The organism is Leifsonia sp. HAY1-4F, assembly GCF_056755275.1.
The window spans coordinates 26,243-53,125 of the sequence record NZ_JBNDHX010000005.1; the positions used below are offsets into that span (position 1 = coordinate 26,243).

The window sequence follows — 26,883 nt, forward strand, 5'->3', positions numbered from 1 at the left end:
GTTGCGGATCGGTGGGTCACCGGGCGGCGAGCGCTGCCACGGAGTCGGCGGTGAGCGGGCCGCCCGCACCCTCGGTGCGGATGCGGAATGCGGGTTCGGAGCCGAACCGGACCTGGAGGGTGGCGCGCTCGTCGCCGAGCACCCACTCGAGTTCGAGGGTGCCGTCTGCCTCCACACGGTAGCCGAACTCGCCGCCGAACGCGGGATGCGTCGAGCGCAGCCGGACGAGCGCGAGTTGCGCGCGTGTCACCTCTGTGGCGAGTGCGGCCTCCACCTCGTCCGGCGTGTACACGTGGCGGTTGACGTCGCGGCCCTGGCCGGTGCGCTGGAACAGGGCCACGTCATCCAGTCCTCCGAGCAGCCCGACGTAGTAGAGCTGCGGGCGGCCGGGGAGCCACAGCTGCACCGCGCGGGCGAGCAGGTAGCGGTTCGCGTCCGCGCCCAGGGCGGAGAAGAAGGTGGCGTTGATCTGGTGCGGGAGTTTCATCCAGGCCGGGATGACGGACGCGATCGTGGAGTGCCCGCGGGTCGCGACGGCCGCCCGCTCGAAGATCGCCGCCATCTCGGCCTCGTCGATCAGGCCGGGGAGATCGGCGGCGGGACCGGCGTCGACGATGCCGATGCCGTCGTGCGTGTCGAGCACGGTGATGGCGTTCCGCGGCCGGATGCGGAGCCACTCCAGCAGGCGGTCGGAGGTCCCGGTGCCGAGACTGTGGAGCAGGAGCGGGGCGAGGGCGAAGTCGTAGACCTCGTCGACGAGCGGGGCGATCGCGAGCTGCTGCGTGTAGTGGGCGTGCACCTCGACCAGCACGCGGAGGCCTTCCGCACGGGCGAGCGCGACGATCTCGCGGACGAACCCGAGTGTCTCGGACGTCATGAAGCTGTCGGTGCCCGGCGTCTTGACCGCATACCCGACCGCGTCGAGCCGCACGGTGCTGACCCCGCCGGCGTGGAGCGTGGCGAGGATACGGCGGAGGTAGGCGCGCGCCCGGTCGTTCGCCACGTCGAGATCGACCTGACTGGGGAGGAACGTCGTCCAGACCAGGCGGCGACGGCCGTCCGCCATGCGATAGGCGGTGAACGGGAGGCCGGGACGCGGCCGGTAGAAGGCGGTGATGTCGGCCTCGGAGGCGCCGTCGGGGAAGACGGTGTCGAAGGTGAGGAACATGCCGTCGTGCGCGGACCGCTCGCCGTGCGCCAGCCAATCCACGAACTCCGCCGACTCGCTCGACACGTGGTTGACGATCAGATCGGCCGTGACCTCGCGGCGGGCCGCGATCGCGCGGACGTCCTCCCAGGTGCCGAGACGCGGGTCGACGGTGCCGTGGTCGATCGGGTCGAACCCGGCGTCCGCGCCGTCGAAGGGCACGAAGAACGGCAGGATGTGCACCCCGCCGAAGTCGCGCAGCGGCCCGTCGAGCAGAGAACGAAGCCGCGGCAGGTCGCCGCCCAGGCGGTCGGCGTAGGCCAGGAGCTCGACGCCCGTCATGCGTGGGCTCCGGTCGGCTCGTCGGGGGAGGGTCCGCCGGACCCGGGAGACGCCGGGCGGTTCGCGCTGGCGTCCGGCGATCCCGGGTCCGACGGGGTCGATGCCTCGGCCAGCCGGGCGACGCCGCCGGCCGGGGAGGTGAGCACGGGCACGTCGACGCCTGCGGCCTGCGCTGCGGCGGCCATCGACGCCTGAGCGAGGACGATGACGCGCGCCGGTTCCGCGCCCCCGACGGGACTCGCGGCTGCACGGACGGCCTGCGCGATGAGGCGGTCGTGGCCGGCCTGGTCGCCCGCAGCGCGGGTGGCGGCGGCACCTCCGACGACCGTCGCCGTCACGGTCGCCCGGACGCCCCGGGTGGCCGCCTCGCGCTCGATCAACCGCGTGGTGGGTCCGAGCGTCGCGGTGTTCGTCGCCAGCACCGCGATCCGCCCGCCCGCGAGCTCGGCTTCGGCGGCGGGTGAGCTGGGGGCTAGGAGCGCGATGGCTTCGGCGGCCATGGCGGCATCCACGCGGATGACGGGGATGGGGAGGGCGCCGGCCGCGTCCTCGGCCGCCTCACCGATCGAGGAACACGTGACCAGGATGGCGTCGGCTCCCGAGTCGGCGAGGTGGCGCAGATGGGAGGCGACGCGCTCATGCACCGCGGGCGTGACGCCCTCGGCGATGGCAGTCTCGAGCATCCACGCGTCCACGAGGTGGATGCGGCGCGCGCCCGGGAGGGCGTCCCCGACGAGCGCGTCGAAGGTCGCCGCGAGCGCGGGGACGGTGTGCAGCAGCCCGGCGATCATCGCGCCTCCCGCCACGGCCGGGCCTCACGGTCGACGACCTCGATCAGCGCCTCGAGCCGCGGGACCGACAGCTCGCGCAGCGCGGACGGCACGTCGCCGCGCCCGACGACGTCGCTCCAGAGCGCACGTCCGGCGAGGAAGCCGCTCGCGCCCGCCCGGCACGCCGCCTCGACGGCCGGAAGGAACGCCGGACGATCGACGCCCTGAGACAGCACCACCCAGGGACCGGTGATGGAGGCGTTCAGCCGCTCGCTCTCCACCTGCTGCTCCTTCGCGTCACCGGTGCCCGAAAGCGGCACCTGCACCTTGTACAGGCTCTGGCCCGACGGCGACAGCTCGGCGGCCGCCTCACGGATGGCCGCATCCAGGTCCCAGCTGCCGGCATCTAGCTCTTCCGGCGTGGCCCGCACCACGGGTTCGAGCACGGAGAGCACACTGCGGGCCCGGCACTCTGCGACGAATCGCTCGACGAGCCGGACGCGCTGCTCGCGCTTGGCGTCGCGCCGCCAGATCACGAGCAGCTTCAGCGCGACGACGCCGGCCAGGTCGGTCTGCGTGAGCACGACGTCGTCGAGCGCGGTCTCCTCCACGGGACCGCCGTCCTCCTGAGTCAGCTCGTCCGCGGCGAGGATGAGGCCGGTGCGACCCGGGAGGAGGTCGCGGACGGCCTCGAAGCCGTAGTGGCGGTCGATCAGGAAGCCGGACGCGAGCGGGCCGAGCACCTCGGCGACGTCCAGCTTGAACCGGATCAGCACGTCGTCGGCGGGGCGCCCGGCGCCGGCCAGGTCGAACATGTGGCGGAGGCTCTCCCGCTGGTCCATGGCGACCATCGCGAGCCCGCCGGTCGGGCGGGCGATGGCGTCGAGGTCGAGCGAGGGGCGGGTGACGGGGTCGGTCATCGGGATTGAGGTTCCTTGTCGTGGAGGGTCGCCGCACGGACGAAGGCGTCCAGCAGGGCCGGATCGCCCGCGGAGGCGGCGCTGTCGGCACTGCGCAGCGGCAGTGTGGTCGTGAGGCCGGCCACCCGGTGGGCGGCCAGCATGGCGGCGCCGGTCGCGACCGGCTCGGCGGCATCCACCCGCCGGAGCGCGCCAGGGACGACACGCTGCTTGAGCCGCCACCAGGCGCCGTTCGCAGCACCCGGTCCGCCGAGGAGGACGAGTTCTGGATGCCGGGGACCGGCGAGCCGCGTCTGGGCCGCATCCATCCAGGCGAGTTGCAGCGCCAGACCGGCCAGGACGGCGGTGAGCGTCGCTGCGGGGTCGGCGAGCGAGGCGCCGGATGTCCCGGATGCCGCGCTCGGGATGCCCGCGAGCGACGCGTGTGCGCCTCCCGCGAGGTCGACGAGTCGCAGCGCCGCGGCCGGGTCGGGCTGCGGCGACTGGCGGCCGCGCAGGTACGGCAGCAGCACCGTGCCGATCGGGGCATCCGCGAGCCCCGCCGCCCGCTGAAGCGTCTCGCGCCGGTCCACGCCGGGGAGCAGTTCGGCGAACGCCCACTCGACCAGGGCGCCTGCCGTGGGATTGCCGGCCAGCACCGTCTCGTACCGGCCGTCGACCGAGCGAGCCAGGCTCATCCCCTGGCTCATCGCCTTCTCGCGGGACACGCCGTCGGCGACGCGGAGCAACGCCTCCGCGGTGCCGACCGAGTCGGCCGCCTGTCCTGGTTCGCGGATCCCCGCCGCCCAGGCGCCCACCGCGTGGTCGTGCCCCGCAGCGATCACCGGTAGGCCGGCCGGGAGGCCGAGCGCTGTCGCGGCATCCGGAGTGAGCCTTCCCGCGATCTCGCCGGGGAGTGCGACGCGCGGGAACCGCTCCGGAGTGAGACCGGCGAGACCGAGCAGCTCGGTGTCGAACTCGGCGGCCAACTCGTCACCGGGTGCGGGCAGCCGGTACGCCATCGTCCGGGCGGCGAGGGTGTGATCGGTGACCGGCTCTCCGGTCAGCGCCGCGACCACCAGCCCGTCGGCGCCGAGCCAGCGCGCGTCGGCGATCCGGCCATCCCCGTCGTCGGCGAGCCGGACCCAGTGGGTGAGCGGCGACTTGGCAGGGGCTGGCACGCCGGTCGCGGTGTAGAGCGCCGAAGCACCGGCCGCCGCGGACAGCCGATCGGCGGTCGCCGCATCGCCATCGGACCAGCGGAGGAGGTCGCCGCGCGGAGTGCCGTCCGGAGCTGTGAGGCATCCCGTCTCGCCCATGGAGGCGACGCCCAGCGCCGCAATCGGGTACGGACTGTCGGCTGCGATCTCACGGATCGCCCCGAGCACGACGGACTGCAATCCGGCTCCGGTGTCTGCCGTGGCCACGGTCACGATGCGCGCCTCCCGAACGCCGTCGTCGCCGAGCACGGCCAGCACCACCTTCGTGTTGGTGGTGCCGACATCCACGCCGAGGGCGGCGAGCGGAGGGGAGGTCACTGCTCCATTCTGTTCACTTCCGAACATTCACGTCAAGATTTGTCCGATTATTGACAAGCGGTGCGAGCAGCCGCTTGGATGGACGGGTGCGCTACACCGACGCTCCCGCCCGCCGCGACGAGCTCCTCCGCCGCCTCTCGGCAGAGGGCTACGTCTCGTCGTCGCGCGTCGCCGAGGAGCTCGGGGTGTCCGAGATGACGATCCGCCGCGACCTGCGCCAGCTCGAGAGCGAGGGACTCGCCCGCCGGGTCGTCGGCGGCGCCAGCCTCCCCAACCTCGGCCACGGCCGGCCGTTCGATGAGCGCGCGGTGACCGGTAGCGGAGAGAAGCACGCGATCGCCCAGGCCTGCCTCGACCTCCTCGACGGCGCCGCGACCGTCGCACTCGACGCCGGCACGTCGGTCGCACCCCTCGCCGGGATGCTGCGGTCGGGCACGACCATCCTCAGCCACTCCCTTCCGGTCATCCAAGCGGCCATCGAGCGGGACGACGTGGAGCTGGTCGCCGTCGGCGGCGTCTACCAGAGCGAGACGCGCAGCTTCGCCGGCGCCGCCGCCCGCCGCACGATCGCCGACTACTCGGTCGACATCGCCGTCCTCTCCGCGACAGCGGTCGACAGCCGCGGCATCCTCTGCGCCAACGCCCTCGACGCCGAGCTCAAGCAGGAGCTGGCGCGCGCTGCGCGCACCACCGTGCTGCTGGTCGACCACTCCAAGCTCGGCGCGCGGGCGCCGATCCGGGTGGGCGGCCTCGACCTCGTGGATGTGATCGTCACCGATGCCGGCGCCGACCCGGACGATCTGCAGGCCCTCCGCGACGGGGGCGCCACGGTCGTCATCGCGAGCGGGGCCGGCGCGCATCCGATCGACACGACACGCCGCCGGCGGCGCGCTCGCGACGGCGTGGGACGTCACCTCGACGGCACGGAGAGCGACACGACCGAGGTCGGCACGGAGAGCGACACGACCGAGGTCGGCGTCTCATGATGCGGCTCGGCGCCGTCGCGGACGACGTCACCGGAGCGTGCGACCTGGCAGGCCGCGTCGTGGAAGCGGGCATCCCGGCCAGCGTGCTGCTCGGCACACCGAGCGACTCCGCCGCTGGGGACCTGTTCCCCGCCGAGGGATCCGCGGCCGCGGTCGTCGCCCTCAAAGTGCGGACCGCGCCCGTGGACGAAGCGGTGGCCGCGTCGACCGAGGCCGCCCGCTTCCTGCTCTCCTCGGGCGCGACGCTGCTCTATCAGAAGTACTGCTCCACCTTCGACTCGACCCCGTCGGGGAACATCGGCCCGATCGCCGACGCGCTGGCCGAGATCGCGGCAGGGGTCGCATCCGGTGTTGCCCCGGACGTCGCGTCCGATGCGGATCGCAGCAGCGACGCCGAGACCGTCCGCACTGCCTCCGCCGTGACCATCGGCACGCCGGCGACACCGGGTGCTGGCCGCACGCAGTACCAGGGCACGCTGTTCGTGGCCGGCCTCCCTCTCGCGGAGTCGCCGATGCGCAACCATCCGCTGACGCCGATGCGCGACTCGAACCTCATCCGGCTGCTCGCTCCGCAGACGCCCGCGCCGATCGGCCTCGTGCCCTGGGAGGACGTCCAGCGCGGCGCGGACGCCGTCGCGGCCGAGGTGCGCGACGGCCACACCCTCGTGGATGCGCTCACCGAGCACGACCTCGACATCGTCGCGCAGGCCATTCTCCGCGTCGCGGCGGAACGGCCGGTCGTCGCCGCCGGGGGCGCGGGCGTCGCGACGGCGCTTGCACGCGTGTCGGCACTCGGCCGGCCCGCGACGTCCGCCCGCGAGAAGGCCGACAGCCTCGTCGCCGTCCCCGCCTCCGCCGTCTCCGCTTCCGCGCACGTCGCGGACACCCTCCCGCCGGTGCCCGTGACCGGCCGTCTCATCCTCGCCGGCAGCGCGTCGGCCGCGACCCGGGCGCAGATCGAGGCGTTCCGCGGCGAGCGCCACCTCCTCGATCCCATGGCCCTCGCCGACGACCCGACGACGCTCACGCGTCTCCGGGATGCGCTCGCCGCGCGCAGCGACCGACGCGCGCCCGTCCTCGTCCATGCCGCGCCGGACGTGGCCGTCGCGCAGCGCGAACTCGGCACCGAGCGAGCCGCCGCCCTCCTCGAAGGCGCTCTCTCGGAGCTGGCGGCCTTCGCCGTCCACGAGCTGGGGTACAGTCACCTGATCGTCGCCGGCGGTGAGACGTCCGGAGCGGTGACCGGCCGGCTGGGCATCACCCGCCTGCGCATCGGGGCGCAGGCCGCGCCCGGCGTGCCGTGGGCGGTCACGACCAGCCCGGGCGAAGAGGGCGAGCACGGCGACCACCGCGAGCACCGCGAGCACCGCGAGCACCGCGAGCACGGCGACCGCACCATCGCCGTGCTGCTCAAGTCCGGCAACTTTGGCGGTCCCGATCTCTTCACCGAAGCGTGGGAGGTCGCGCCGTGACCCCTCCCGACGACGCTCTCCGAACCCGGGAGCGAGAGGCGCGCGCGGCCATCGTGCGGGCATGCCGTCATCTCTCGGCTGCGGGGCTCTCCCCGGGGAGCTCGGGCAACGTGAGCATGCGCGTCGGCTCCCGCATCATCGCAACGCCCACCGGACGCTCGCTGCGATCGGTGACCGAGGAAGAACTGGCCGCGACCCCCGCCCACGGCGATGACGCCCCGCGACCCACGAAGGAGCTGCCGCTCCACGCCGCCATGTACGCCGCGCATCCCGCGGCGACCGCGGTTGTGCATCTCCACTCCCCGTCGGCGACGGCCATCGCCTGCCTGCCGCCCGGCGATGGCGGCCTCGCGCAGCTGCCGCCGCTGACGCCGTACCGGGTGATGCGTCTGGGGGAGGTCCCGCTCGTCCCGTACGCACGGCCGGGCAGCGCCGAGCTCGCGGCCGGGGCGGCCGCAGCCGCACCCGGGCATCCCGTGCTCCTCCTCGCTAATCACGGTCCTGTGGTGGCGGCGACGACTCTCGACGCCGCGATCGACCTCGTGGAGGAGCTCGAGACAGCGGCTCGGCTCACGCTCCTCCTCCGCCAGGCGCCGGCCGTCTCCCTCGACGCGGCTGCGATCGCCGCCCTCACTCCGCCGGGACGCTGAGCCGAGCCCCGAGCCCCTCCACCGACTCCCCGCCGGCCACCGCACTCCACCTCCCCGCTTCCACCGCTCGATTCCCCTCAGGAGCATCCCGTGTCCAGCGTCCGCGCTGCTCGTCCATCCCCGTCCGATCCGTCCAGCCCGTCCGACCCGTCCTCCGCGCATCCGCCCTCCGGACGTACGCCTCGCGGCTCCCGCATCCCGTCCGACCGGCCGTCCGGGCAACACCTCGCCTCGGTCCCCCGGTTCCTGCTCTGGCAGGCCGCGCGACAGCCCGCGACGCTCGGCGCCGGCGTGCTGTTCGGCGTCGTCTGGATGCTCTGCCAGGCCGTCTGGCCGTACCTGCTCGGCCGCGCCGTCGACGAGGGCGTCGCGGGCGACACCGGCCGGTTGTGGTCGTGGTGCGGCGCACTGCTGGCCGTCGCCGCCGTGCAGGCCGTCGCGGGGATGCTGCGGCACCGCATGGCCGTGTCCAACTGGCTGCGCTCGTCACTCGGCGTCGCGCGGCTGATCGGCTACCACTCCGCCGAGACCGGGCCGGCGATCACGGCGACCACCTCCTCCGGCGAGATCGTGGCGACCGTCAGCACCGACTCCCTGCGACTCGGCGCGATGTTCGACGTGACCGCGCGTCTCGGCGGCGGGGTCGTGGCATTCATCGCGGTCTCGCTCATCATGCTGAGCGCGTCCGTTCCCCTCGGCCTCACCGTCGTGATCGGCGTCCCCGCCGTGGCGCTCGTCCTCGCCCTGCTGCTGCGTCCCCTGCGCGCCCGGCAAGCGGCGTGGCGTGAGGAATCCGGCGGCCTCACCACCCTCGGCGCGGACACGGTCGTCGGCCTGCGCGTGCTGCGCGGCATCGGCGGCGAGCACGAGTTCGTCGAGCGGTACGCGAAGCAGTCGCAGCGGGTCCGGGCGGCCGGCGTCGGCGTGGCGAAGACGCAGAGCTGGCTGGACGGTCTCCAGGTGCTGCTGCCCGGAGCCTTCCTGGTCTTCATCGTCTGGTTCGGCGCACACCTCGCCGTCGAGGGAAGCATCACCCCCGGGCAGCTGACCGCCTTCTACGGGTACGCCGCCTTCCTCGTGCTGCCCCTGCGAACGGCCGTGGAAGCGGCGCAGACGTTCACCGCCGGCATCGTGTCGGCGCGGCGGGTGCTCTCCGTGCTGCGCACCCGGCCGGCCGCACGCGACGACGCCGAGACAGCCGCGGCGCCGGCGTGGGGGTCCGCCATCGAGGACCTCGCCTCCGGCGTCGTCATCCAGCCCGGCCGGTTCACCGCCATCGTGGATGCGAACCCCGACGAGGCCGCCGCCATCGCCACCCGGATCGGACGCTTCGACGACGCGACGCTCCGCGAGGCGCCGGTGCTCTGGGGCGGCGTCGACCACACCCGCGTCCCGGTGCGCGACGTGCGCGAACGCATCGTCGTCAACGACGCCGACCCGCACCTGTTCGGCGGCCGGCTGCTCGACGGGCTCGACACGCTGCCCATCCGCGACCACGACTACACGGACACCTCCACGGGCCGGCTGCGCCGCGTCTCCGCCGCCCTCGATGCGGCGGCCGCGACCGAGACCGTGGATGCGCTCCCCGCCGGGGTGCACGAACGCGTCGCCGAGCGGGGCCGGACGTTCTCGGGCGGTCAGCGCCAGCGGCTCAGCCTCGCGCGCGCCCTGCTCACCGACGCGGAGGTGCTGGTGCTGATCGAGCCGACGAGCGCCGTGGATGCGCACACCGAGGCCCAGATCGCGGAGCGGCTGCGCGAGGCACGGGACGGTCGCACCACGGTCGTCGTCACGGCAAGCCCCCTGCTCCTGGACCGGATGGACACCGTCGCCGTCGTCCGGGAGGGACGGGTCGTCGGGACGGGCAGCCACCACACGCTGCTGCGCCAGGAGGACGACCTCGGCGACCTGTACCGGGCCATCGTCTCCCGCAGCATCTCCGCCGCCGAACCGGCGGACGGCCAGGATCTGGACGCTGCCTGGACCGGCTCCATCGACACGCTGTGGACGGCCACGCATCCCGTCAGCGCTCAGCGCCCTGCTCCGCCGGCGAAGAAGATGCAGAGGGCGAAGAAAGCGGACAAGCCCCAGAAGGCCGACAAGCCCCAGAAGGCCCACAAGCCCCAGAAGGCTGACAAGCCGAAAAAGCCCGCCAAGCCCCGGAAGTCCGACAAGACGCAGAACCCGGACCCACCCGCGCTGCCAACCTCCGACCGCACCCAGAAGGGACCGGGCGATGCTCCTTCCGATCGCTAGCACCCGAACCGTCCGGGCCACCGGAGCCCGGCTGATCCGCCAGCACCGGCGGGGCCTCTCCCTCGTCCTCGCGCTGCACACCCTCGCCGCGGTCGCCGGCCTCGCCGGCCCCGCCCTGATCGGCGTCATCATCGACGGCGTCACCGGCCAGTCACTCACCAGCGGCGGGATCGACACGATCGCGATCGTCCTGCTCGGCGCGATCGCCTGCCAGGCCGTCCTCATCCGTTTCGCCCAGCGCCAGTCGATGGTGCTCGGCGAGGGCGTCTTCGCTCAGCTGCGGGAGGAGTTCCTGGCGACGGTCGCCCGCCTCCCGCTCTCGATCGTGGAGGCGGCCGGTACCGGCGACCTGCTCGCCCGGACCACCAACGACATCCAATCGGTCGCGCAGACCGTCCGGTTCGGCGTCCCGCGCATCCTCGTCGCCGGCGTCACAGCGGTGCTCACGGTCGTGGCGGCTTTCCTGGTGAACCCGGCGGTCGCAGTCGCGATGTTCGCCGGGGTGCCCATCCTCGTCGCGGCGGCGCGCTGGTACCTCAAGCGTTCCGGTCCCGGATACCAGCGGCAGCTCGCGTCCTACGCCACTCTGGGTGGCACGATCAGCGAGACCGTGGATGGCGTGCGCACCATCGAGGCGCTCAGCCTCGCCCCCGCCCAGCGCGCCAAGATCGACGCCGCCCTGCGGGAGCGGCGGGACTCCGAGTGGTACACGCTGTGGTTGCGCTCGTGGTTCTTCCCGAGCACCGACATCGCCTTCCTGCTGCCCGTGATCGTGGTGCTGGTCTGGGGCGCCTTCCTCGTCGGAGCCGGCGCGGCCACCATCGGAGCGGTCACCGCGGTGGCCCTGTACGCGATGCAGCTGGTGTCCCCGATCGACGAGCTGATCAGCTGGCTGGACGAGATCCAGGTCGGCACCACGGCCCTGTCGCGCATCATCGGCGTCGGCGACGTCCCGGAGGACCGCCAGGCCACGGGAGAGCAGCCCGCCGACGAGCACGTGGTCGCCGAGGATGTGCGCTTCTCGTATCGCGAGGGCACCGAGGTGCTGCACGGCGTGAGCCTCGACCTCGACGTGGGCGAGCGGGTCGCCATCGTCGGGCCGTCCGGCTCCGGCAAGTCCACCCTCGGGCGACTGATGGCCGGGATCACCGAGCCGACGGGTGGCCGGATCACGGTGGGCGGCGTCCGCCTCGTCGACCTGCCGCTCGACGACCTCCGCAGCCACGTCGCGCTCGTCACCCAGGAGCACCACGTGTTCGTCGGCACGATCGCGGAGAACCTGTCGCTCGCGAAGCCCGGTGCCGGACGCGACGAACTCGCGCGTGCCCTCCGGGTGGTGGATGCGCTGCGCTGGGTCGCCGCCATGCCGAAGGGTCTCGACACGGTCGTCGGCTCGGGCGGCGTCGTCCTCACCCCCGCCCAGGCGCAGCAGCTCGCGCTCGCCCGGCTGGTGCTGCTCGACCCGCACACGCTCATCCTCGACGAGGCGACGTCCCTCCTCGACCCGACCGCCGCGCGCGATCTGGAGCGCGCGATGAACCGCGTGCTCCGGGGCCGCACGGTCGTGGCCATCGCGCACCGGCTGCACACCGCACACGACGCCGACCGCATCGCCGTGGTCCGCGACGGCTACGTCGAGGAGCTCGGCAGCCACGAGGAGCTGGTCGCGGCCGGCGGCGCGTACGCCGAGTTGTGGTCGTCGTGGCACGGAGGCGGACAATGAGCGCGCTGGCCTGGCGCGGCATCGTCGAGGGCTTCTACGGGGATCCCTGGTCGCACGACGATCGTCTCGCCTGGTTCGAGCGCGGCGGTGCGATCGGTCTCGACCGCTACGTGTACGCCCCGAAGGACGACCGCTGGCACCGCGAGGAGTGGCGGGAGCCCTATCCCGCACCCCGGCTCGCCGAACTGGCCGAGTTGAACCGCGCGGCCGCCGAGCGCGGCGTGGACTTCGTCTACGGCATCTCGCCCGGTCTGTCCATGCGGTTCGGCGAGGACTCCGAGCACCTGGCGCTGGCCGCGAAATGCCGTCAGCTGCTGGACGCCGGCATCCGCTCGTTCGCCCTGCTGTTCGACGACATCCCCCTGGAGGATCCGGAGGCGCTCGGCCGCGCCCACGGGGACACGGCAGCGCGCTTCCAGCGGTCGTTCCTGCGTCCCGCCGGCATCGACGAGCCGATGCTCCTCTGCCCGACCGATTACGCAGGCGTCGAGCGCACCCCGTATCGCATCGGCCTCGCCGCGACGCTGCCGCCGGACGCGCACATCCTGTGGACCGGCCCGGACATCGTGGTCGGCACCGTGACCGCCGACGACATCACCCGGGCACGGCGCAGCTTCGGCCGCGACCTCGTGCTCTGGGACAACTTCCCGGTGAACGACTTCGACCGTTCGCGCGTCTTCCTCGGTCCGCTGACCGGCCGGTCGGTGGCACCGGGCCTCGTCGGAATCGTGTCCAACCCGATGGTCGAGGCGGCCCCCTCGCACCTCGCACTCGAGACCGTTGCCGAGTGGGCGGCGGATCCCGCCGGCTACGATGCCGCGGCGGCCGCGGAGCGCGCGTACGCGACGGTCGTCGGCGCCGATGACGGCCTGCGCGCGCTGGTGGAGGCGTGCAGCGCGTGGCCTCCGAGCGCGCCGCGCTGGCCGAGCCTCGGCGCCGCGATCGAGGCGGGCCGGTGGGAGGAGGCCGAGACACTGCTCAGCCGGCTCGAGGCCACGCACGCGGGCGACGCTGTCCCGGCCGACCTCGTCGAGCAGCTTCGGCCCTGGGTCGCAGCGGCGCGCGCGGCGGGCGCGGCCGGTGCGCTCGCCTGCCGGGTGCTGGCGCGCACCGCAGACGACGACACCTCGGTGGATGACGCAGTGGTGGATGACGCAGCGCCCGCCCTCCTGGCCGCCCGGCGCGAGCTGGAGGCGGAGTACGCCGACGTCGCCCGAGCCGCCGTCCTCTCCCTGATCGACGCCGCCCTCGACCGCCTCGGCGTGTCCCACCCGCGCGTCCGCGGCGAGGGCGCCCTCGTCTCCGTGCTCAGCGGCACGAACCCGGCTCCCGGCGACCGCGAGCTCGTGGAGTTCCTGGCCGGCTCCGGGATGCGCGCCCACCTCGGCGACCACCCCGACGCCGACCTCCACATCGTCACCCGCAACGCGCACCCCGAGGCGGCCCGCGCCGCCGCCGACCGGCCGGTCCCACTCCTCGGCTGGGGCCACCTGGTGCCGCTCGGCCTGGCGACGTCGGAGAGCGTTCCGCTGGCGCTGGACCGCATCCACATCCCGGACACCGGTCATCATGCCGCCGCCGGCCTCGTCGGCGAGGTGGTCGTCTACCGCGGACGCTCGAAGCTGACCGTCGTGGACCCGCCGCATTCCGCCACCGTCGTCGCCCGCGATCCGGAGTCCGGGCGGGCGGTGATCGCCGTCACCCCAGCCGGCAGCCCGCTCGCCGACGGCACCGTCGCGCCGGCCGCACGCGCCACCTTCTTCCTCGCCACCGACGGCTTCGCCCCCTGGCTGGTGACCCCGGAGGCGCGTTCCCTGCTCCTGGCCACGATCCAGGAACTCCTCACCCCCACCATCGATTCCTCGCATGACCCGGCTGCGGACGGCGTGCCGGCGGAGTGACCGAGGAAGCGATCGTGGCGTGCAGGGCGGGCGAGAGAGCGAGGAGAGAGGGAGGTGAGAGCGGCCCGGAGAAGAGCCGCCTAGAGTAAGGGCTGTATGGCTGAACATCCTCCCGCATCCCTCTCCGTCCAGCCCGAGCCCGTCGTCGTCACCAGCGACCCCGGCATCGGCGCGCCCCGATTCGCCCGCGACGACGTCGTGCAGCGGAAGGGGCTGTTCACGCTGGTCTCGGGTCCCTTCACGCCGCGGGAGTCGATGATCGAAGACCTCGTCGCCGTCCGGGATGCGCTCGATGCGGCAGGACTGGAGTACCTGCTCGTCCGCGACGACGACAACCGCCTGATCGTCGCCCTCGACCGCCGCCGGCGGAAGGAAGTCTGCGCAGCGCTGGCCGCGGCCTTCGCGGACGAGCCCTTCTACTCCCGCAGCATCGACCACGACGGGGACGGGCACGGCGACGACCTGCTGATCGCCGATGGCCGCCTGTCCCGACGGAAGGCCGACGTGCTGCGGGTGTACCGGCCGCGGCTCGAGCCGATCGGCCGGCTGCGCTACGGCGCGGACACCGCCTTCCAGCTCGAGTTCTGGAAGTTCGGCGACGACGAGATCACCGCGCCGCGCCCGAACGCCCTGATGCGGCCCCGGCTGCCGCGCGGCGAGGCCGTCGAGGCCGAGGTCGAGCTCTACGGCCGCCGCTGGCGCACCCTGCAGTACATGTTCGACCCGCTGGCGAGCGACGTGGCCTTCGACATCGACATCGTCTTCTCCTGGGTGGATGGGTCCAGCGCCGAATACCAGCGCCAGCGCGCCGCGCGGATGGCCGCCTACGTGGTCGGCGAGGGCGACGACAACGAAGCGCGATTCCGGCAGATCGACGAGCTCAAGTACGCGCTGCGCAGCGTCCACATGTTCGCTCCGTGGATCCGCAACATCTACATCGCGACCGACTCACCGGTGCCGCCGTGGCTGGATCCCGAGCACCCGCGCATCCACATCATGCGCAGCGAGGACTTCTTCGCCGATACCTCCACTCTGCCGACGCACAACTCGCATGCCGTCGAGAGCCAGCTGCACCACATCCCCGGACTGGCGGAGCACTTCCTGTACTCGAACGACGACATGTTCATCGGCCGTCCGCTCTCGCCCGACGTGTTCTTCTCGCCGGGCGGCGTGACCAAGTTCGTGGAGGCTGGCACACGGATCGGTCTCGGCGAGACGGACCCCGCCCGCAGCGGCTTCGAGAACGCGGCCCGCGTCAACCGCCGGCTGCTCTGGGAGCGGTTCGGCGCCGTCACCACCCGGCACCTGGAGCACTGCGCCGCGCCGCTGCGCATCGGCGTCCTGCGCGAGATGGAGCAGGAGTTCGCCGAGGACTTCCGCCGGACCGCCGCCAGCCCGTTCCGCTCCGCGACCGACATCTCGGTGACCAACTCGCTGTACCACTACTACGCACTGATCACCGGGCGGGCGGTGACCCAGACGCAGGCGAAGGTGATGTACGTCGAGACGACGCTCCGGCAGGCGCCGGAGATGATGCGCCGCCTGCTGAAGAAGCGCGACCAGGACATGTTCTGCCTCAACGACGGATCCAAGCCCGAGATCCAGCCGGAGGAGCGCACCCGGATCGTCACCGACTTCCTCGAGCGCTACTTCCCCTTCCCTGCCCCCTGGGAGCGCCCCGCCGCCCCCACGCCCTGACCCCACGGCCAACCCCCACCGTCGAGTACGCACAGATTGCACGCGACACGCCGGGCGAGCGTGCAATCTCTGCGGACTCGACGGTGGGGCGCGAGCGCGGGGTCAGGCGAGCGCGGGGTCAGGCGAGGACGGCGATGGGCTCGGTGGGCGCCTCGTAGCGAGCAGCGGGAGGGATGCGGATGCCGTCGGCGGCCAGGCGCCGGGCCGACTCCTCCGCATCCACGTAGTCGAGCGTAGGGTAGTGGCCCAGCGGCACCACCGAGTGCAGCACGGTGTTCGGGTACACATGCACCAGGTTGAAGGCACGGGCTCCGTCGCGGCCGCGCGTCCCTCCCGTCGGCACGGTGAGGTCCTGCGTGTAACAGCTGGCGGACGCGACCGAGACCGGGATGCCGGCGAAGGTCGCCGTGGACGAATAGTGGAGGTGCCCGGCGATGATGCTGCGCACGTCGCTGCCCTCGAGGACCTCCCGCAACTGCGACTGGTCGCGCAGCTCCACCGACACCGCGAGGTCGAGCACGCTCGGGATAGGCGGGTGATGCATCGCGAGGATGGTCCCCTCGGGCGCCGGCATCGCCAGCTCGGCCGCGAGCCAGTCGAGCTGCGGCTCGCTGACATCCCCGTAGTGGTGCCCCGGAACGGTGGAGTCGAGCGCGATGACCCGCAGGCCACCGATCCAGTACACGTCATCGACCGGCGTCACCTCTGGCAGCTCGTCGCGCAGCCCCGCCCGGAAGGACGCGCGGTCGTCGTGGTTGCCCATCACCCAGATGACGCGGGCGCCCATCCGCTCGGCCACTGGCTCCACGAGCGCGCGCAGCCGTGCGTAGGCGTCCGGCTGACCGCGGTCGGCCAGGTCGCCAGTGAAGACGATCGCCTCCGGCCGCCCGCCCGATGCCTCCACCTCCGTGAGGAGAGCGCGGAGGTGCCGCTCGCTGTCGACGCTGCCGTAGAGCTTCTCGCCTCCCGCCAGCACGTGCGTGTCGCTGATGTGGAGAAGAAAGTGGTCCGGCCGCGGGTACTCCGCGATTCGCGTCTTCACGGGGCTATCACACCACCTGGATCTGAACAGGCCGTGAACGCGCGCGGTGTGCCGCCTGGATCGGGTCGAGCGTCATCCACTCACCGAACCTCGATCGGGAGAGCGTTCCAGACCTCCACGCGCACCGGAAGACCGGGCGTGGCGGCGAGCGCCCGCTCCTCGCCGGGCAGCAGCGGACGCGGGTCGCCGCCCACCTCCAGGGCCCCCGGCGCCCCGACAGGACGCGGATCCGCCAGGCGCACAGCCAGCGCCGCGACCTCCCCGGTGTTCTGGATGCGCACCTCGCCGCTCGCGGTCCGGGTGACGGCGAGCTCCGGCGCCGGCACGTCGAACAGCGCAGCGAAGTCCTCCGTCGTCGTCGCGAGCATCCGCTCCACGTCGAGCTGCCCTGCTCCGTTCTCCCCAGCCCCGTCGCGCCACTCCGCCTCCCAGAGGAAGACCTCGGGCAGCGCAGCGAGAGCCACCTCCAGCGTCCCGACCGGCCGCGGCTCCCGGACGGCGGGAACCGCGAACTCGCGCGACGCCACCACCGCTCCATTCAGCCCCAGCGCCCGCAGCACCAGCGTGGAGCCTGCCGCGACCGCGTCCTCCGCCCACAGCCAGGCCTCCGCCGAGGCCGTCTCCTCGCCGCTCCACACCGCACGCGTCACCCGCAACGTGGCCCGCCGGCGCTCGAAAGCGCGCGCGACGGCGAAGAAGGCGGGCTTCGGATCACCGCGGAAGTCCACTGCGGCCGTGCACCACGCGTTCGGATAGCTCTCGTTCAGTTGCCAGGGCAGCAGCATGCTGCAGCGCGGGAAGCGTCGCCGGTCCCCCTCGACGGCGTACTGGAGTCCCGTCGCCTGCAGTAGCTGGGATGCGCGGTTCAGCGTCTCCAGCGTGTCGGGCCAGCCGCCGAACAGCTCGACGACCTGCTGCGCGTTGTTCCACCACTCGCCGAGGTGGCGGTACACCGGGTTGGTGCGGTCGGCGGGCCAGCGGTCGCCCTCCGGGATGAGCGCCTCCAGAGACCGCAGGTTCGTCATCCCTTCGACGCCGAACTCCGTGTGCGCGAGACTCGTTCCCGCGTTGCTCAGCGTGTACTGACCGACCAGCCCCTGGTGCTCCCAGGGACCGTGGACATCGTGCTGGCCCTGCGGGTTCGCGTGGATGCGGTCGAGCCGATTGTGGAACTCCGGCCCCGTCGGCGAGGTGGGTAGCCATCCACGGTCCGGATCCAGCCGTCTCACGACTTTCGACAGGGCAGCGAGCACGGGTGAACGGTCGTCCGACAACGGCAGACCGCCCTCGTCGAGCTCGTTCCCGCCACCCCAGAGCAGCAGCGAGGGATGGTGCACCCGCGTCGGCACCAGGGCCTCGGCCTCCGCGCGCATCAGCGCCACGAAGCCGGGATCCGTGCTCGGCGCGCTCTGCATCCCCGAGCTCGACTGCGAGAACTCCTGCCACACCAGCAGGCCCAGCCGGTCGCAGGTGGCGTAGAAATGCTCCGACTCGACAAGGCCGCCGCCCCACACGCGGATCAGCCGCGCCCCAGAGGCCGCGGCCAGGCCCAGGAGGTGCTCGACCGTTCGCTCCTCGATCGACCCGAACAGCGTGTCGGCCGGGGTCCAGTTCCAGCCGAGGAGGGGGACGGTCACGCCGTTCACGACGGCCGTGTACGGGAGCGCATCTGCCGGAGCCCCGCCGTTCGGGACCAGCTCGGCGGTACGGAAGCCGACCTCGCGGAGGGTCCGGTCGGCTTCGCCGTCGGCATCCCCCAGCGCCACGGTCACGGTGTACAGCGGCTGCGCGCCGAACGTGTTGGGCCACCACAGTTCTACGCCGGGAATGCGCACGCTCGCCGACGCATCGTCCGCCGCGACGGTCGTTGTGGCCAGAATGCGGCCATCTCGGGCGACGCCGATAGTCACCGCGAGTGCGCCGGGATCCGCCTCCGGTGCCGTGAGCGGCGCCTCCCACGCCACGTCCACCACACCGGCCGACCGGCCGGTCTCTACGTTCGACCGCACCACGACATCCCCCAGCAGTGCGCGGCCCTGCCGGATGCGGGCGCTCTTCCACACGCCCTGGTGACGCAGTCGCGGCGAGAAGTCCCAGCCGTAGCCGAGCCGCGGCGTGTGGACGCGCACGCGTTCCGTGCGGCCCACCTGCGGCTCCGAGTCGGGTGCCGGATGCACGCGCAGGGCCAGCTTGTGCCGCCCTGCGGACCGGCGGGTTGCGTCCAGCGGCAGCCGGAGCCGGTGATAGAGCCCGCAGACACTGCCGAGCAGTTCACCGTCCCAATACAGGTCAGCGCCGGGGTCGACGCCGTCGAACTCGAGCACCGCCACCCCCTCGGTCGCCGATGCCGTCAGCTCCACAGCCCGGCGGTACACCCACGAGCGCTCGGCCGTCCATTCCGCAGCGCGGGAGTTGCGCCCGTCACGGGGATCCGGCAGCTCCCCTGCCCGGAACAGGTCGTCGATCACCGCGCCCGGCACGCGAGCCGGGATCCATCCGGGCGCGGCCGCGATCGCCGCGGACGCCTCCGCAACGTTGTTGCCGGCCTCGGGCAGCGGGGCGCCCAGGTACCACTCGGCCGTATCGCCCAGGGCCTCCCGGATGCTCCAGTCGTCGCCGTCGAGGCTGATCGTCATCGATGTGCTCACCCTTCGATAATGCCCAATCTGGGAACGATTCCAGAAATCCGCCGGAATGGCTTTCGATCGGTCCCGAGCAGAAGATACGCTTGCCGAGTTCGCGCGAACCGCATTCAGGCAAGGAGGCCTCGACAGGCATGACCCATCCACTCGCTGTTGCAGCGATCGGCTTCTGGCACGTCCACGCAGGCGATTACGCGAAGAACGTCCAGGAGCACCCCGACACCACCCTCGTCGCCGTCTGGGATGACGACGAGCAGCGCGGCCACGCGGCCGCCGCCGAGTTCGGGGTGGAGTTCGTCGCCGACCTCGACGAGCTGCTCGCGCGTCCCGGACTCGACGCCGTCACGGTCACCACGTCCACGGACCAGCACCGCGACGTCATCGGCCGGGCCATCGCGGCCGGCAAGCACGTCTTCACCGAGAAGATCCTGTGCCCCACCGTGGCCGAGTCGGAGGAGTTGATCGAACTCGCCCGCCGGAGCGGCGTGGCCCTCGTGGTCTCCCTGCCGCGGCTGTCGGACGACTACACCGGCGCCATCGAGCGCATCCTCGACGAAGGGACGCTGGGCGAGCTCACGTACTCCCGCGTGCGCCTGGCCCACAACGGCTGGGTCGCCGGTTGGCTCCCCGAGCGGTTCGCCGACCCGGAGGCCGCAATCGGCGGAGCGCTCACCGACCTGGGCTGCCACCCCGCGTACCTCACGCGGCTGTTCCACCGCGCCGATTCCCTGAGCATCTCGGCGACGTACGGCAGCGTCACCCATCGCGCGGTGGAGGACAACGCGGTCGTGACCGCCTCCTTCCCCGGTGGCCGCCTCGGGGTGTTCGAGGCCAGCGTGGTGACGACGCCGGGTGCCTTCACCGTGGAGTTGCGCGGCACCGAGGCGACGCTCCTGTTCGGCTTCGGCGGCGAGCGCCTGCTCGCGAAAGGCGGCGGCTTCGGCGAGGAATGGCGCGAGCTGCCGCTCCCCGAGAGCCGGCCGGGACCGTTCGCCCAGTGGGTGCAGCACATCCACGACGGCACGGTCGCCGACGACAACCTGCGGCACGCAGTCGAGCTGACCCGGATGGTCGTCGCCGCCAATGAGTCCGCCGCCAGCGGGCGCGCCGTCACCCTCGCCCCGGAGCCCGCATCGGTCGCCTGACCTGCCCCTCATCTTCCACTCTTGCACGCATCCCCTTTCCACAAGGAGCTCTTCACCATGCCCAGCACCACCGTCCGCATCGGCCTCATCGGAGCCGGCGGCATCGCCGGCGCCCACGTCGCCGGCTACCTGCGCAACCCCGGCACCGTGACCTTCGCCGCCGTCGCCGATCCGGTGCGCGAAGCGGCCGACCTCCGCGCCGGCGACACGGGCGCTGCGGTGTACGCCGACTACGCCACCATGCTGGCCGAGGCGGACATCGACGCCGTCGACATCTGCCTTCCCCACCACCTCCACAAGGATGCGATCGTCGCGGCGGCACGCGCCGGCAAGCACATCCTGTGCGAGAAGCCTCTCTGCCTCACGCCCGAGGAGGCGGCCGAGGTGGATGCTGCCGTCACCGCGGCCGGCGTGACGCTGATGTGCGCGCACAACCAGCTGTTCCTCCCTGCCGTGGCGAAAGCCAAAGAGCTGATCGACTCCGGGGTGCTCGGCCACGTCTACGAGGTGCGCACCACCGACAGCTTCTTCAACGACTTCGATCCGTCGAACATGGGATGGCGCGCTCACGCCGCGACCAGCGGCGGCGGCGAGCTCATCGACACGGGGTACCACCCCACGTACCTGCTGCTGCACCTGTCGGGCGGCTCGCCGGTCGAGGTGACCGCGATGCTGGCGACCCATCGCCTCCGGTTCATGGAGGGTGAGGACTCGGCGCAGTTGCTGGTCCGATTCGACAACGGCGTGATCGGGAGCCTCGTCACGAGCTGGGCATACCAGCCGGCAGATGGCACCGAGAAGTTCTCGGTCGTCGGCGAGCTCGGAAGTCTGACCAGCGACGGCCTGTCTCTGAGCTACCGACGTCGGGGCGACGCAGCGCCCACGGTGGTCGAACTGCCCCCGGTCCACGAGTTCGAGGCGGAGATCGGACACTTCGCGCGCAGCATCCTGGACGGGACGCGTCCGCTGCACACGCAGAAGGAGGGGATCCAGGTGCTCGGCATCATTTTGGCCGCGTACGAGTCGGCGCGCGACCGGACGATCGCACCGGTCCGGTCGGTCGGCGAACTGGTAGGTTCCGGGCCTCAGACCGATTGACCCGAGGCTGTCCATCGGGGCGGCGACGGCGTTAGAGTTCATCATGAGCACGCAGCGGACGGGGGCCCGCCAGAGCTTGCCGGACCCCCATCGTCAGGATGATTTCGTCGCCGTCCCGTACCTGCGGCAGGGCCAGCTCATCTCATTGATCCACTGGTCGCTGATCTCGGACGAGTGGAAGTACTCCACCATCCTGGCGGAGTACCTGCATCGCGACGAGAACTCGTGGTACCTCGTGATCAACGGCAGTCGCGCCCGGCTGGACCGCTCGGAGTGGGCGATCTTCAACTGACAGCGGTGCCGTCAGCCGACAGAAGGATGCAGCAGGACGGCGACCGCGAGGTTGAGGCAGACGAGCGCCCACAGAAGGATGTCGATGTAGCCGACCACGATGGCCGCCTGCGCGACGGCCAGGCCGCGTCCACCCTCGTGCTGGAGCGTGCGGATCACCCGGTGCGCGACCGGGATGGCGACGAACGGAAGCACCAGCGCGAGAACGAGTGCGACCACCGCCAGGGGGTGGACCCGTTTGGGGAGCACTCCGGGCAAGGCGAAGTCGGTGACGAATCCCGATGCCGTGTTCGGAACGGGCACGCCGACCGCGGATTCGTCGAGCCCATCCACTTCGTCCTGGCTCAGGGGGTGGACCTTCAGATCGGACATGTCTGGTCCGGGACCGAGGCGAACGTCTCGCGGGCGGACCCGATCGGCCCGAGCCGGTTCAGCGGCCAGACCTTGGCCACGGCGTGGCCGACGACGTCGGCGATCGGGACGAACCCCTTCGACGGCAGGCCCTGCGTCTGGGATGAGTCGTGCGAGTTGTATCGGTTGTCACCGAGCACCCAGAGGGCGCCCGCGGGGACCGTCACGTCGAAGGTCGAGGCGGCCGCATGCTCGCCGGCCGGCACCACCGCGTAGTCCTCGTAGAGTTCGATCCCGTTGACACTCAGCCGGCCGTCGGTGCTGCAGCAGCTGACATGGTCTCCCGGGACTCCGATGACCCGCTTCACCAGATATCCGCCGTCACCCGCTCTCGCGCTCTCCTTCGAACCGGCCAGCCAGCCGCCCGGGTCGGAGAAGACGACCACGTCTCCCCGGTGGATGGAGGAGACGCCGTACCCGATCTTGTCGACCAGGATCCGGTCCCCGGTCTCGAGCGTGTTCTGCATCGAGACCGACGGCACGGTGAACGGAGTGATGATCGCGGACTGGATGAGCACCGTCGCGGCGAACGCGATGACGACGATGACCGTCCCGAGGACGACCCGGCGGCGGATTCGCCTGCGTCGAAGCCTCGCGCGACGCGGGTGGCTCGTCTCTGCCGGGCCACGTCGCCTGCCGCGCGTCTTCGGGGCGAGGGCGATGTGCCTCGATCGCCGTGCGTGCCTCTGATGTTCGGAATCGTCGAGCTCGGCCCGGCTGCTGCTCGCCAGGACGGGAGCAGGCACGAACTCCAGCGGGGCAGAGGGTGCGGGACGGGGCTCCGCGAGAGCCGGGCCCGCGATCGCGGCCTCTACCGGGTGCAGTCCGGGCTCGCTGCTCGGCGCATCCGCACGAGCGGTCCCGGTCCCGGTCCCCGTCGCGGGCGCAGGGGCGCGCCACGATGGTCCGGCCCCGCGGGTGGACCCGGCGGCCAGCGAGATGTGGTCCGTGATCGGCGCGGGGACGAAGCTCGTCTGGATGGTCCCATCGTCATCGTCCTCCTCGCGGAAGGACCGCTTGTCCCACCAGACGACTCCGAGCTGTGAGGCGCCACCCACGTCGACCGTCGGCTGGGTCGCTGCAAGATCTATCACCCCGTAGGGGCCGGCGTCGATCACCATCCGATCGGCTCGTGCCGTGCTCGCCGCCGTCCACGCCGCCGGGCCTTTCGGTGCTGTCGAACCGTCGAGATGTTCGCGCCACGACAGAGCGCTCGGCACCGCGCTCGCACGGCTTGCCGGAGGCACGAATGAAGAACGTCGCACCTTGAATCTCCTCACGGGGATGCGAGGCGTAGAGGTCACCATGCCTCCCTCCCTCACTCGGTTCGGACATGGGTTCACTGATATAGACGCACGGCGCGAGGTTCGATGACGCCCGATCCTCGGCGACTGCAGTTCATGAAGACATTGCCCTCGATGCCGGCCATGTCTTCATTAGGACTGCGCAATCCGTCCTTCGCGTCATGACCTGGCCCGTGGACGGTCTCCATTAGTGGATCTCTCACTCCACGAGGTGGTGAGCGGAAAGGAAACTATTGTGACTTCAACCACACGGCATGGCAGGCGCTCCGCGCTGGCTGTCGGAGCGGCGCTGTCGTTGGCTGCGCTCTCGGCTCTTGCCGGAGCCACGGCGGCGAACGCGGCCTCCATCGACACGACCCAGCAGGGTCAGCTGATCATCCATAAGTTCGAGAACCCCGGAAACGGCGACCAGAACCCGTCGGGGACCGGCACGCAGCCGACCACGAAGCCGATCGCCGGTGTCGTGTTCGAGTACTGCACGATCGACGGCATCGACCTGACGGCCGGCACCAACGCCGGCTGGGACGAGGTCAACGCGATCACCGCCGCCCAGAAGCAGGCCTCTGCCGCACAGGGCGTCACCACGCTCGGCAGCCACACCCTCTCCGGGTGCACCAGCCTGCCCGCCACCGACGCCACGGGCACGGCCGCCTCGGCCCAGCTGCCGCTGGGCGCCTACTTCGTCCGCGAGGTCTCCGCGCCCTCGAACGTCGTCGCCCCGGCCGCTCCGTTCGTCGTCACCCTGCCCACGCCGGCGGACGCGAAGAACCTCACGGGCGACTGGGTATACGACGTGAACGTCTACCCAAAGAACACCACGGCCGTCGGACCCGTGAAGAACGTGGTCGACCAGCCCGTGAACGGCGCCCTGCTCGGCGCACCGGTGGAGTACCAGGTCACGCAGCTGGTTCCGGCACTCGCGAGCGGTGAGACCTATGACAAGTTCATCCTCACCGACACGCTGGACGCCAAGCTCACCCCGCTCACCACGGCGCCTGTCACCGTCACGGCCGGCAGCACCGCGCTCGCCGCCGGCACCGACTACACCAGCACGTGGGCAGGGCAGACGCTGACGGTCACCTTCACGCCGGCCGGACTCGCCAAGCTCGTCGCAGGCCAGAACGTCGTCTTCGACTTCCAGGCCACCGCGAACGCCCCCGGTGAGATCGACAACGTGGCGTACCTCAACCTCAACGACTTCGACCTCACCCCCGGCACGCCGAACGGCGCGAACGGGTCCCCCTCGACGACCACCACCACCCGATGGGGCGACCTGACCGTCCAGAAGGTCAACTCGGCCAACACCGCCGACGGCCTGGTCGGGGCGAAGTTCAACATCTACATGGGCACCACCGACCAGCAGGGCTCCTGCACCGCCGACATCACGGGTCTGACGAAGGTCACCCAGCCCGACGGCTCCCCGTATGTCATCACCTCGGACGGTACCGGCATCATCACGGTCCCGGGCCTCTGGGTCGGTGACACCGAGCTGACCGTCGCGGCCGATGGAACGGTGTCCAACACCACCGTCGCGGGCCACGACTTCCAGCAGCGCTGCTACGTGCTCGAAGAGACGGTCGCCCCGGCCGGCTTCGTGCTGCCCACCGGCTCGGCCACGCTCACCCCGGTGATCGTGAAGACGGGCGCCAACGGCACGAGCCCGCTCACCAAGATCGAGAACACGCAGCAGGGCGTCCCCCAGTTGCCGTTCACGGGATCCAACGTCCAGATCGCGCTCACCATCGGTGGAATCGCCCTGATCGTGATCGCGCTCGGCGGAATCCTCGTGATCCGTCGCCGTCGCAGCACCCACGAGAACGCCTGACCGGCCACCTCATAACGCAACTCAAGGGGGGCGGACCGGCACAACCGGGCCGCCCCCCGCTCTTTCAAGGTCGAAGCCCGGATCACATGCCCCGTTACATTCCGCATCACGCCACTCCGAGACACCGCTGGCGACCGGGCCCGCTGCTCATCATCACGACAGTCCTGGCCCTTGCCGGCGCCACGACTCTGACGTACTCCCCTGCGGCAAGCTGGCTGGCCGCCTACAACCAGTCCCTCGTGATCAGCAAATACAGCGATGCGATCAAGAGCGTCAAGCCCACGGCCTCCCAACAGCTCAGCGAGGCCCGCCGGTACAACGCTGCACTCTCTGCAGGCGCGGTGCTCGAGAAGAACACGAACGTCCCCACGGGCGACGGCACGAGCGGCAAGCAGGACGCCTTCGACTACTGGAAGCTCCTGCACAGCCCGAACGGCGCGATGTCCCGCATCCAGATCCCGTCGATCGGGGTCGACCTGCCCATCTACCACGGCACCAGCGATGCGACGCTGCTCAAGGGCGCCGGGCACCTGCAGGGCACCTCGCTCCCGGTCGGCGGGAACAACACACACTCCGTGATCACCGCGCACCGCGGCCTGGCCGACGCGACGATGTTCGCCAACCTGGACAAGGTCAAGAAGGGCGACCGGATCATCCTCACGACGTTCGGGCAGGTGATCACCTACCAGATCTTCGACACGCGCGTCGTCGAGCCGGAAGACACGGCCACCCTGCGCCAGGAGGCAGGAAAAGACCTGGTCACGCTGGTCACCTGCACACCTCTCGGCATCAACACCCACCGCATCCTCGTCACGGGCAAGCGCATCCTCCCTACGCCACCGAAGGACCTCCAAGCGGCCACGAAGACCGCCGCTGCCCTCCAGTTCCCCTGGTGGGCGGTGCTCTACATCACGACACTGGTACTCATCGGCTTCTACTTCTGGTGGGCAGGGCGCGATTCCACGATTCATCCGCGGCACCAGGCACGACCTCGGAGAAGGGGAAGGCCGCGAAGCGAAAAGGAGCCTCGCCCGATGGAGGCGTGGTAGTCGTGGAGGTATGACGATCTCCGCTGCTCTCTTCGACATCGACGGGACGCTCGTCGACTCCGACTACCTGCATGTCGACGCGTGGAGCCGGGCGTTCGCCGAGCTCGGCGCGCCGGTCGACTCGTGGCGCATCCACCGAGCCATCGGGCAGGACTCGTCACGGCTGCTCACCGCACTGGCCGGCGACCACGACGACGAATGGATGGAGCGAGCGAAGGACCTGCACTCCCGGCACTACCGGGAGCTGGCCGGGCGCCTGCGCCCGTTCGCACAGGCCGCCGACCTGCTCCGGGAGCTGTCGGGGCGCGGCATCCGCGTCGTGCTCGCGACCTCCGCGCCCGCCGACGAGCTGGAACTGCTGCTGCGATGCCTGGATGCGGGAGACGCGATCCATGCCACCACCAACGCGGACGATGTGCAGACGGCGAAACCGGAGCCGGGGATCATCGAGGTCGCCCTGCAACGCGCGGGGTCGGCGCCGTCAGACGCTCTCTTCATCGGCGACTCGGTGTGGGACATGATGGCGGCGGCACGCGCGCACGTGCGAGCGGCGGCGGTGCTCTCCGGCGGGGTCGGGCCGGCCGAACTGCTGGAGGCCGGCGCTGTCGAGGTCTTCGACGACCCCGCCGACCTCCGTGCCCGGATGGGCCGGCTGATCGGCATCGACTGACAAGACTCTTGCGCACCGGGCGCC

21 protein-coding genes are annotated in these 26,883 nt (G+C 71.6%); 13 read left to right on the forward strand and 8 right to left on the reverse strand.

The genetic code is table 11. The features are described from left to right. Positions 1-16: 16 nt before the first annotated feature. Genes gtfA through ACPYOG_RS02025 form a run of 4 tightly spaced genes read right to left on the reverse strand, consistent with a single transcriptional unit; the run spans position 17 to position 4,696 of the window. Positions 17-1,489, reverse strand: a complete 1,473-nt coding sequence (gene gtfA / locus ACPYOG_RS02010) for a sucrose phosphorylase (protein WP_481292588.1) — start codon at positions 1,487-1,489, stop codon at positions 17-19. After that, complete coding sequence (locus ACPYOG_RS02015; RefSeq protein WP_481292589.1) at positions 1,486-2,295, reverse strand: aspartate/glutamate racemase family protein; 810 nt, start codon at positions 2,293-2,295, stop codon at positions 1,486-1,488. Before ACPYOG_RS02015 ends, gtfA begins: the two co-directional genes overlap by 4 nt. Then, a complete protein-coding gene (locus ACPYOG_RS02020; protein WP_481292590.1) occupies positions 2,277-3,179 on the reverse strand; it encodes a hypothetical protein in 903 nt (300 codons plus the stop codon). Before ACPYOG_RS02020 ends, ACPYOG_RS02015 begins: the two co-directional genes overlap by 19 nt. Then, entirely contained in the window at positions 3,176-4,696 is a 1,521-nt protein-coding gene (locus tag ACPYOG_RS02025; RefSeq protein WP_481292591.1) for an FGGY-family carbohydrate kinase, read from the reverse strand. Before ACPYOG_RS02025 ends, ACPYOG_RS02020 begins: the two co-directional genes overlap by 4 nt. Positions 4,697-4,782: 86 nt before the next feature. Here ACPYOG_RS02025 and ACPYOG_RS02030 point away from each other — a divergent pair, with 86 nt between their 5' ends. From ACPYOG_RS02030 to ACPYOG_RS02060, 7 genes are all read left to right on the forward strand, one after another. Next, positions 4,783-5,682 (forward strand): DeoR/GlpR family DNA-binding transcription regulator, encoded by a 900-nt coding sequence (locus tag ACPYOG_RS02030; protein ID WP_481292592.1) that lies wholly within the window; start codon positions 4,783-4,785, stop codon positions 5,680-5,682. Further along, complete coding sequence (locus ACPYOG_RS02035; protein WP_481292651.1) at positions 5,682-7,154, forward strand: four-carbon acid sugar kinase family protein; 1,473 nt, start codon at positions 5,682-5,684, stop codon at positions 7,152-7,154. Before ACPYOG_RS02030 ends, ACPYOG_RS02035 begins: the two co-directional genes overlap by 1 nt. Next, entirely contained in the window at positions 7,151-7,804 is a 654-nt protein-coding gene (locus ACPYOG_RS02040) for a class II aldolase/adducin family protein (RefSeq protein WP_481292593.1), read from the forward strand. The genes ACPYOG_RS02035 and ACPYOG_RS02040 overlap by 4 nt, the downstream gene beginning before the upstream one ends. A 90-nt stretch (positions 7,805-7,894) precedes the next feature. Continuing rightward, a complete protein-coding gene (locus ACPYOG_RS02045) occupies positions 7,895-10,060 on the forward strand; it encodes an ABC transporter transmembrane domain-containing protein (protein WP_481292594.1) in 2,166 nt (721 codons plus the stop codon). Beyond that, positions 10,041-11,783: an ABC transporter ATP-binding protein gene (locus tag ACPYOG_RS02050; RefSeq protein ID WP_481292595.1), complete on the forward strand. Its 1,743-nt coding sequence runs from the start codon at positions 10,041-10,043 to the stop codon at positions 11,781-11,783. The genes ACPYOG_RS02045 and ACPYOG_RS02050 overlap by 20 nt, the downstream gene beginning before the upstream one ends. Beyond that, complete coding sequence (locus ACPYOG_RS02055; protein ID WP_481292596.1) at positions 11,780-13,684, forward strand: protein O-GlcNAcase; 1,905 nt, start codon at positions 11,780-11,782, stop codon at positions 13,682-13,684. The genes ACPYOG_RS02050 and ACPYOG_RS02055 overlap by 4 nt, the downstream gene beginning before the upstream one ends. A 96-nt stretch (positions 13,685-13,780) precedes the next feature. Next, positions 13,781-15,382, forward strand: a complete 1,602-nt coding sequence (locus ACPYOG_RS02060) for a stealth family protein (RefSeq protein ID WP_481292597.1) — start codon at positions 13,781-13,783, stop codon at positions 15,380-15,382. 118 nt (positions 15,383-15,500) lie between these two features. On the opposite strand, the gene ACPYOG_RS02065 is transcribed toward ACPYOG_RS02060, so the two are convergent. Continuing rightward, positions 15,501-16,424, reverse strand: a complete 924-nt coding sequence (locus ACPYOG_RS02065; RefSeq protein WP_481292598.1) for a phosphodiesterase — start codon at positions 16,422-16,424, stop codon at positions 15,501-15,503. Positions 16,425-16,504: 80 nt separating this feature from the next. Further along, on the reverse strand, positions 16,505-19,072 hold the full coding sequence (locus ACPYOG_RS02070; RefSeq protein ID WP_481292599.1) for a glycoside hydrolase family 2 protein: 2,568 nt from the start codon (positions 19,070-19,072) through the stop codon (positions 16,505-16,507). Positions 19,073-19,200: 128 nt separating this feature from the next. Here ACPYOG_RS02070 and ACPYOG_RS02075 point away from each other — a divergent pair, with 128 nt between their 5' ends. Genes ACPYOG_RS02075 through ACPYOG_RS02085 form a run of 3 tightly spaced genes read left to right on the forward strand, consistent with a single transcriptional unit; the run spans position 19,201 to position 21,601 of the window. Next, positions 19,201-20,211, forward strand: a complete 1,011-nt coding sequence (locus ACPYOG_RS02075) for a Gfo/Idh/MocA family protein (protein ID WP_481292600.1) — start codon at positions 19,201-19,203, stop codon at positions 20,209-20,211. A 57-nt stretch (positions 20,212-20,268) separates the two neighbouring features. Continuing rightward, positions 20,269-21,309 carry a Gfo/Idh/MocA family protein gene (locus tag ACPYOG_RS02080; protein WP_481292601.1) on the forward strand — a complete coding sequence of 347 codons (1,041 nt, stop codon included), beginning with the start codon at positions 20,269-20,271 and terminating at the stop codon, positions 21,307-21,309. Between the two features lie 43 nt (positions 21,310-21,352). Then, positions 21,353-21,601, forward strand: coding sequence for a hypothetical protein (locus ACPYOG_RS02085; protein WP_481292602.1), 249 nt, complete (start codon positions 21,353-21,355; stop codon positions 21,599-21,601). Positions 21,602-21,612: 11 nt separating this feature from the next. Here ACPYOG_RS02085 and ACPYOG_RS02090 read toward each other — a convergent pair whose 3' ends face one another. Together ACPYOG_RS02090 and lepB are read right to left on the reverse strand one after the other, a co-directional pair. Then, positions 21,613-21,972 carry a hypothetical protein gene (locus tag ACPYOG_RS02090; protein WP_481292603.1) on the reverse strand — a complete coding sequence of 120 codons (360 nt, stop codon included), beginning with the start codon at positions 21,970-21,972 and terminating at the stop codon, positions 21,613-21,615. Continuing rightward, positions 21,960-23,276: a signal peptidase I gene (gene lepB, locus ACPYOG_RS02095; RefSeq protein ID WP_481292604.1), complete on the reverse strand. Its 1,317-nt coding sequence runs from the start codon at positions 23,274-23,276 to the stop codon at positions 21,960-21,962. Before lepB ends, ACPYOG_RS02090 begins: the two co-directional genes overlap by 13 nt. Before the next feature lie 274 nt (positions 23,277-23,550). On the opposite strand from lepB, the gene ACPYOG_RS02100 reads away from it, so the two are divergent. From ACPYOG_RS02100 to ACPYOG_RS02110, 3 genes are all read left to right on the forward strand, one after another. Beyond that, positions 23,551-25,140 (forward strand): SpaH/EbpB family LPXTG-anchored major pilin, encoded by a 1,590-nt coding sequence (locus ACPYOG_RS02100; protein ID WP_481292605.1) that lies wholly within the window; start codon positions 23,551-23,553, stop codon positions 25,138-25,140. An 86-nt stretch (positions 25,141-25,226) separates the two neighbouring features. Continuing rightward, entirely contained in the window at positions 25,227-26,189 is a 963-nt protein-coding gene (locus tag ACPYOG_RS02105; RefSeq protein ID WP_481292606.1) for a class C sortase, read from the forward strand. A 10-nt stretch (positions 26,190-26,199) separates the two neighbouring features. Then, the gene (locus tag ACPYOG_RS02110) at positions 26,200-26,859 is read left to right on the forward strand and encodes an HAD family hydrolase (RefSeq protein WP_481292607.1); all 660 of its coding nucleotides are present in this window, start codon (positions 26,200-26,202) and stop codon (positions 26,857-26,859) included. Positions 26,860-26,883 lie beyond the last annotated feature (24 nt).

What these genes read in the sequence shown, in the direction of transcription:
- gtfA (WP_481292588.1), bottom strand. Translation starts at nt 1,489, where the DNA reads ATGACGGGCGTCGAGCTCCTGGCCTACGCCGACCGCCTGGGCGGCGAC.
- ACPYOG_RS02020 (WP_481292590.1), bottom strand. Translation starts at nt 3,179, where the DNA reads ATGACCGACCCCGTCACCCGCCCCTCGCTCGACCTCGACGCCATCGCC.
- ACPYOG_RS02035 (WP_481292651.1), top strand. Translation starts at nt 5,682, where the DNA reads ATGCGGCTCGGCGCCGTCGCGGACGACGTCACCGGAGCGTGCGACCTG.
- ACPYOG_RS02050 (WP_481292595.1), top strand. Translation starts at nt 10,041, where the DNA reads ATGCTCCTTCCGATCGCTAGCACCCGAACCGTCCGGGCCACCGGAGCC.
- ACPYOG_RS02055 (WP_481292596.1), top strand. Translation starts at nt 11,780, where the DNA reads ATGAGCGCGCTGGCCTGGCGCGGCATCGTCGAGGGCTTCTACGGGGAT.
- ACPYOG_RS02060 (WP_481292597.1), top strand. Translation starts at nt 13,781, where the DNA reads ATGGCTGAACATCCTCCCGCATCCCTCTCCGTCCAGCCCGAGCCCGTC.
- ACPYOG_RS02075 (WP_481292600.1), top strand. Translation starts at nt 19,201, where the DNA reads ATGACCCATCCACTCGCTGTTGCAGCGATCGGCTTCTGGCACGTCCAC.
- ACPYOG_RS02080 (WP_481292601.1), top strand. Translation starts at nt 20,269, where the DNA reads ATGCCCAGCACCACCGTCCGCATCGGCCTCATCGGAGCCGGCGGCATC.
- ACPYOG_RS02085 (WP_481292602.1), top strand. Translation starts at nt 21,353, where the DNA reads ATGAGCACGCAGCGGACGGGGGCCCGCCAGAGCTTGCCGGACCCCCAT.
- ACPYOG_RS02090 (WP_481292603.1), bottom strand. Translation starts at nt 21,972, where the DNA reads ATGTCCGATCTGAAGGTCCACCCCCTGAGCCAGGACGAAGTGGATGGG.
- ACPYOG_RS02105 (WP_481292606.1), top strand. Translation starts at nt 25,227, where the DNA reads ATGCCCCGTTACATTCCGCATCACGCCACTCCGAGACACCGCTGGCGA.
- ACPYOG_RS02110 (WP_481292607.1), top strand. Translation starts at nt 26,200, where the DNA reads ATGACGATCTCCGCTGCTCTCTTCGACATCGACGGGACGCTCGTCGAC.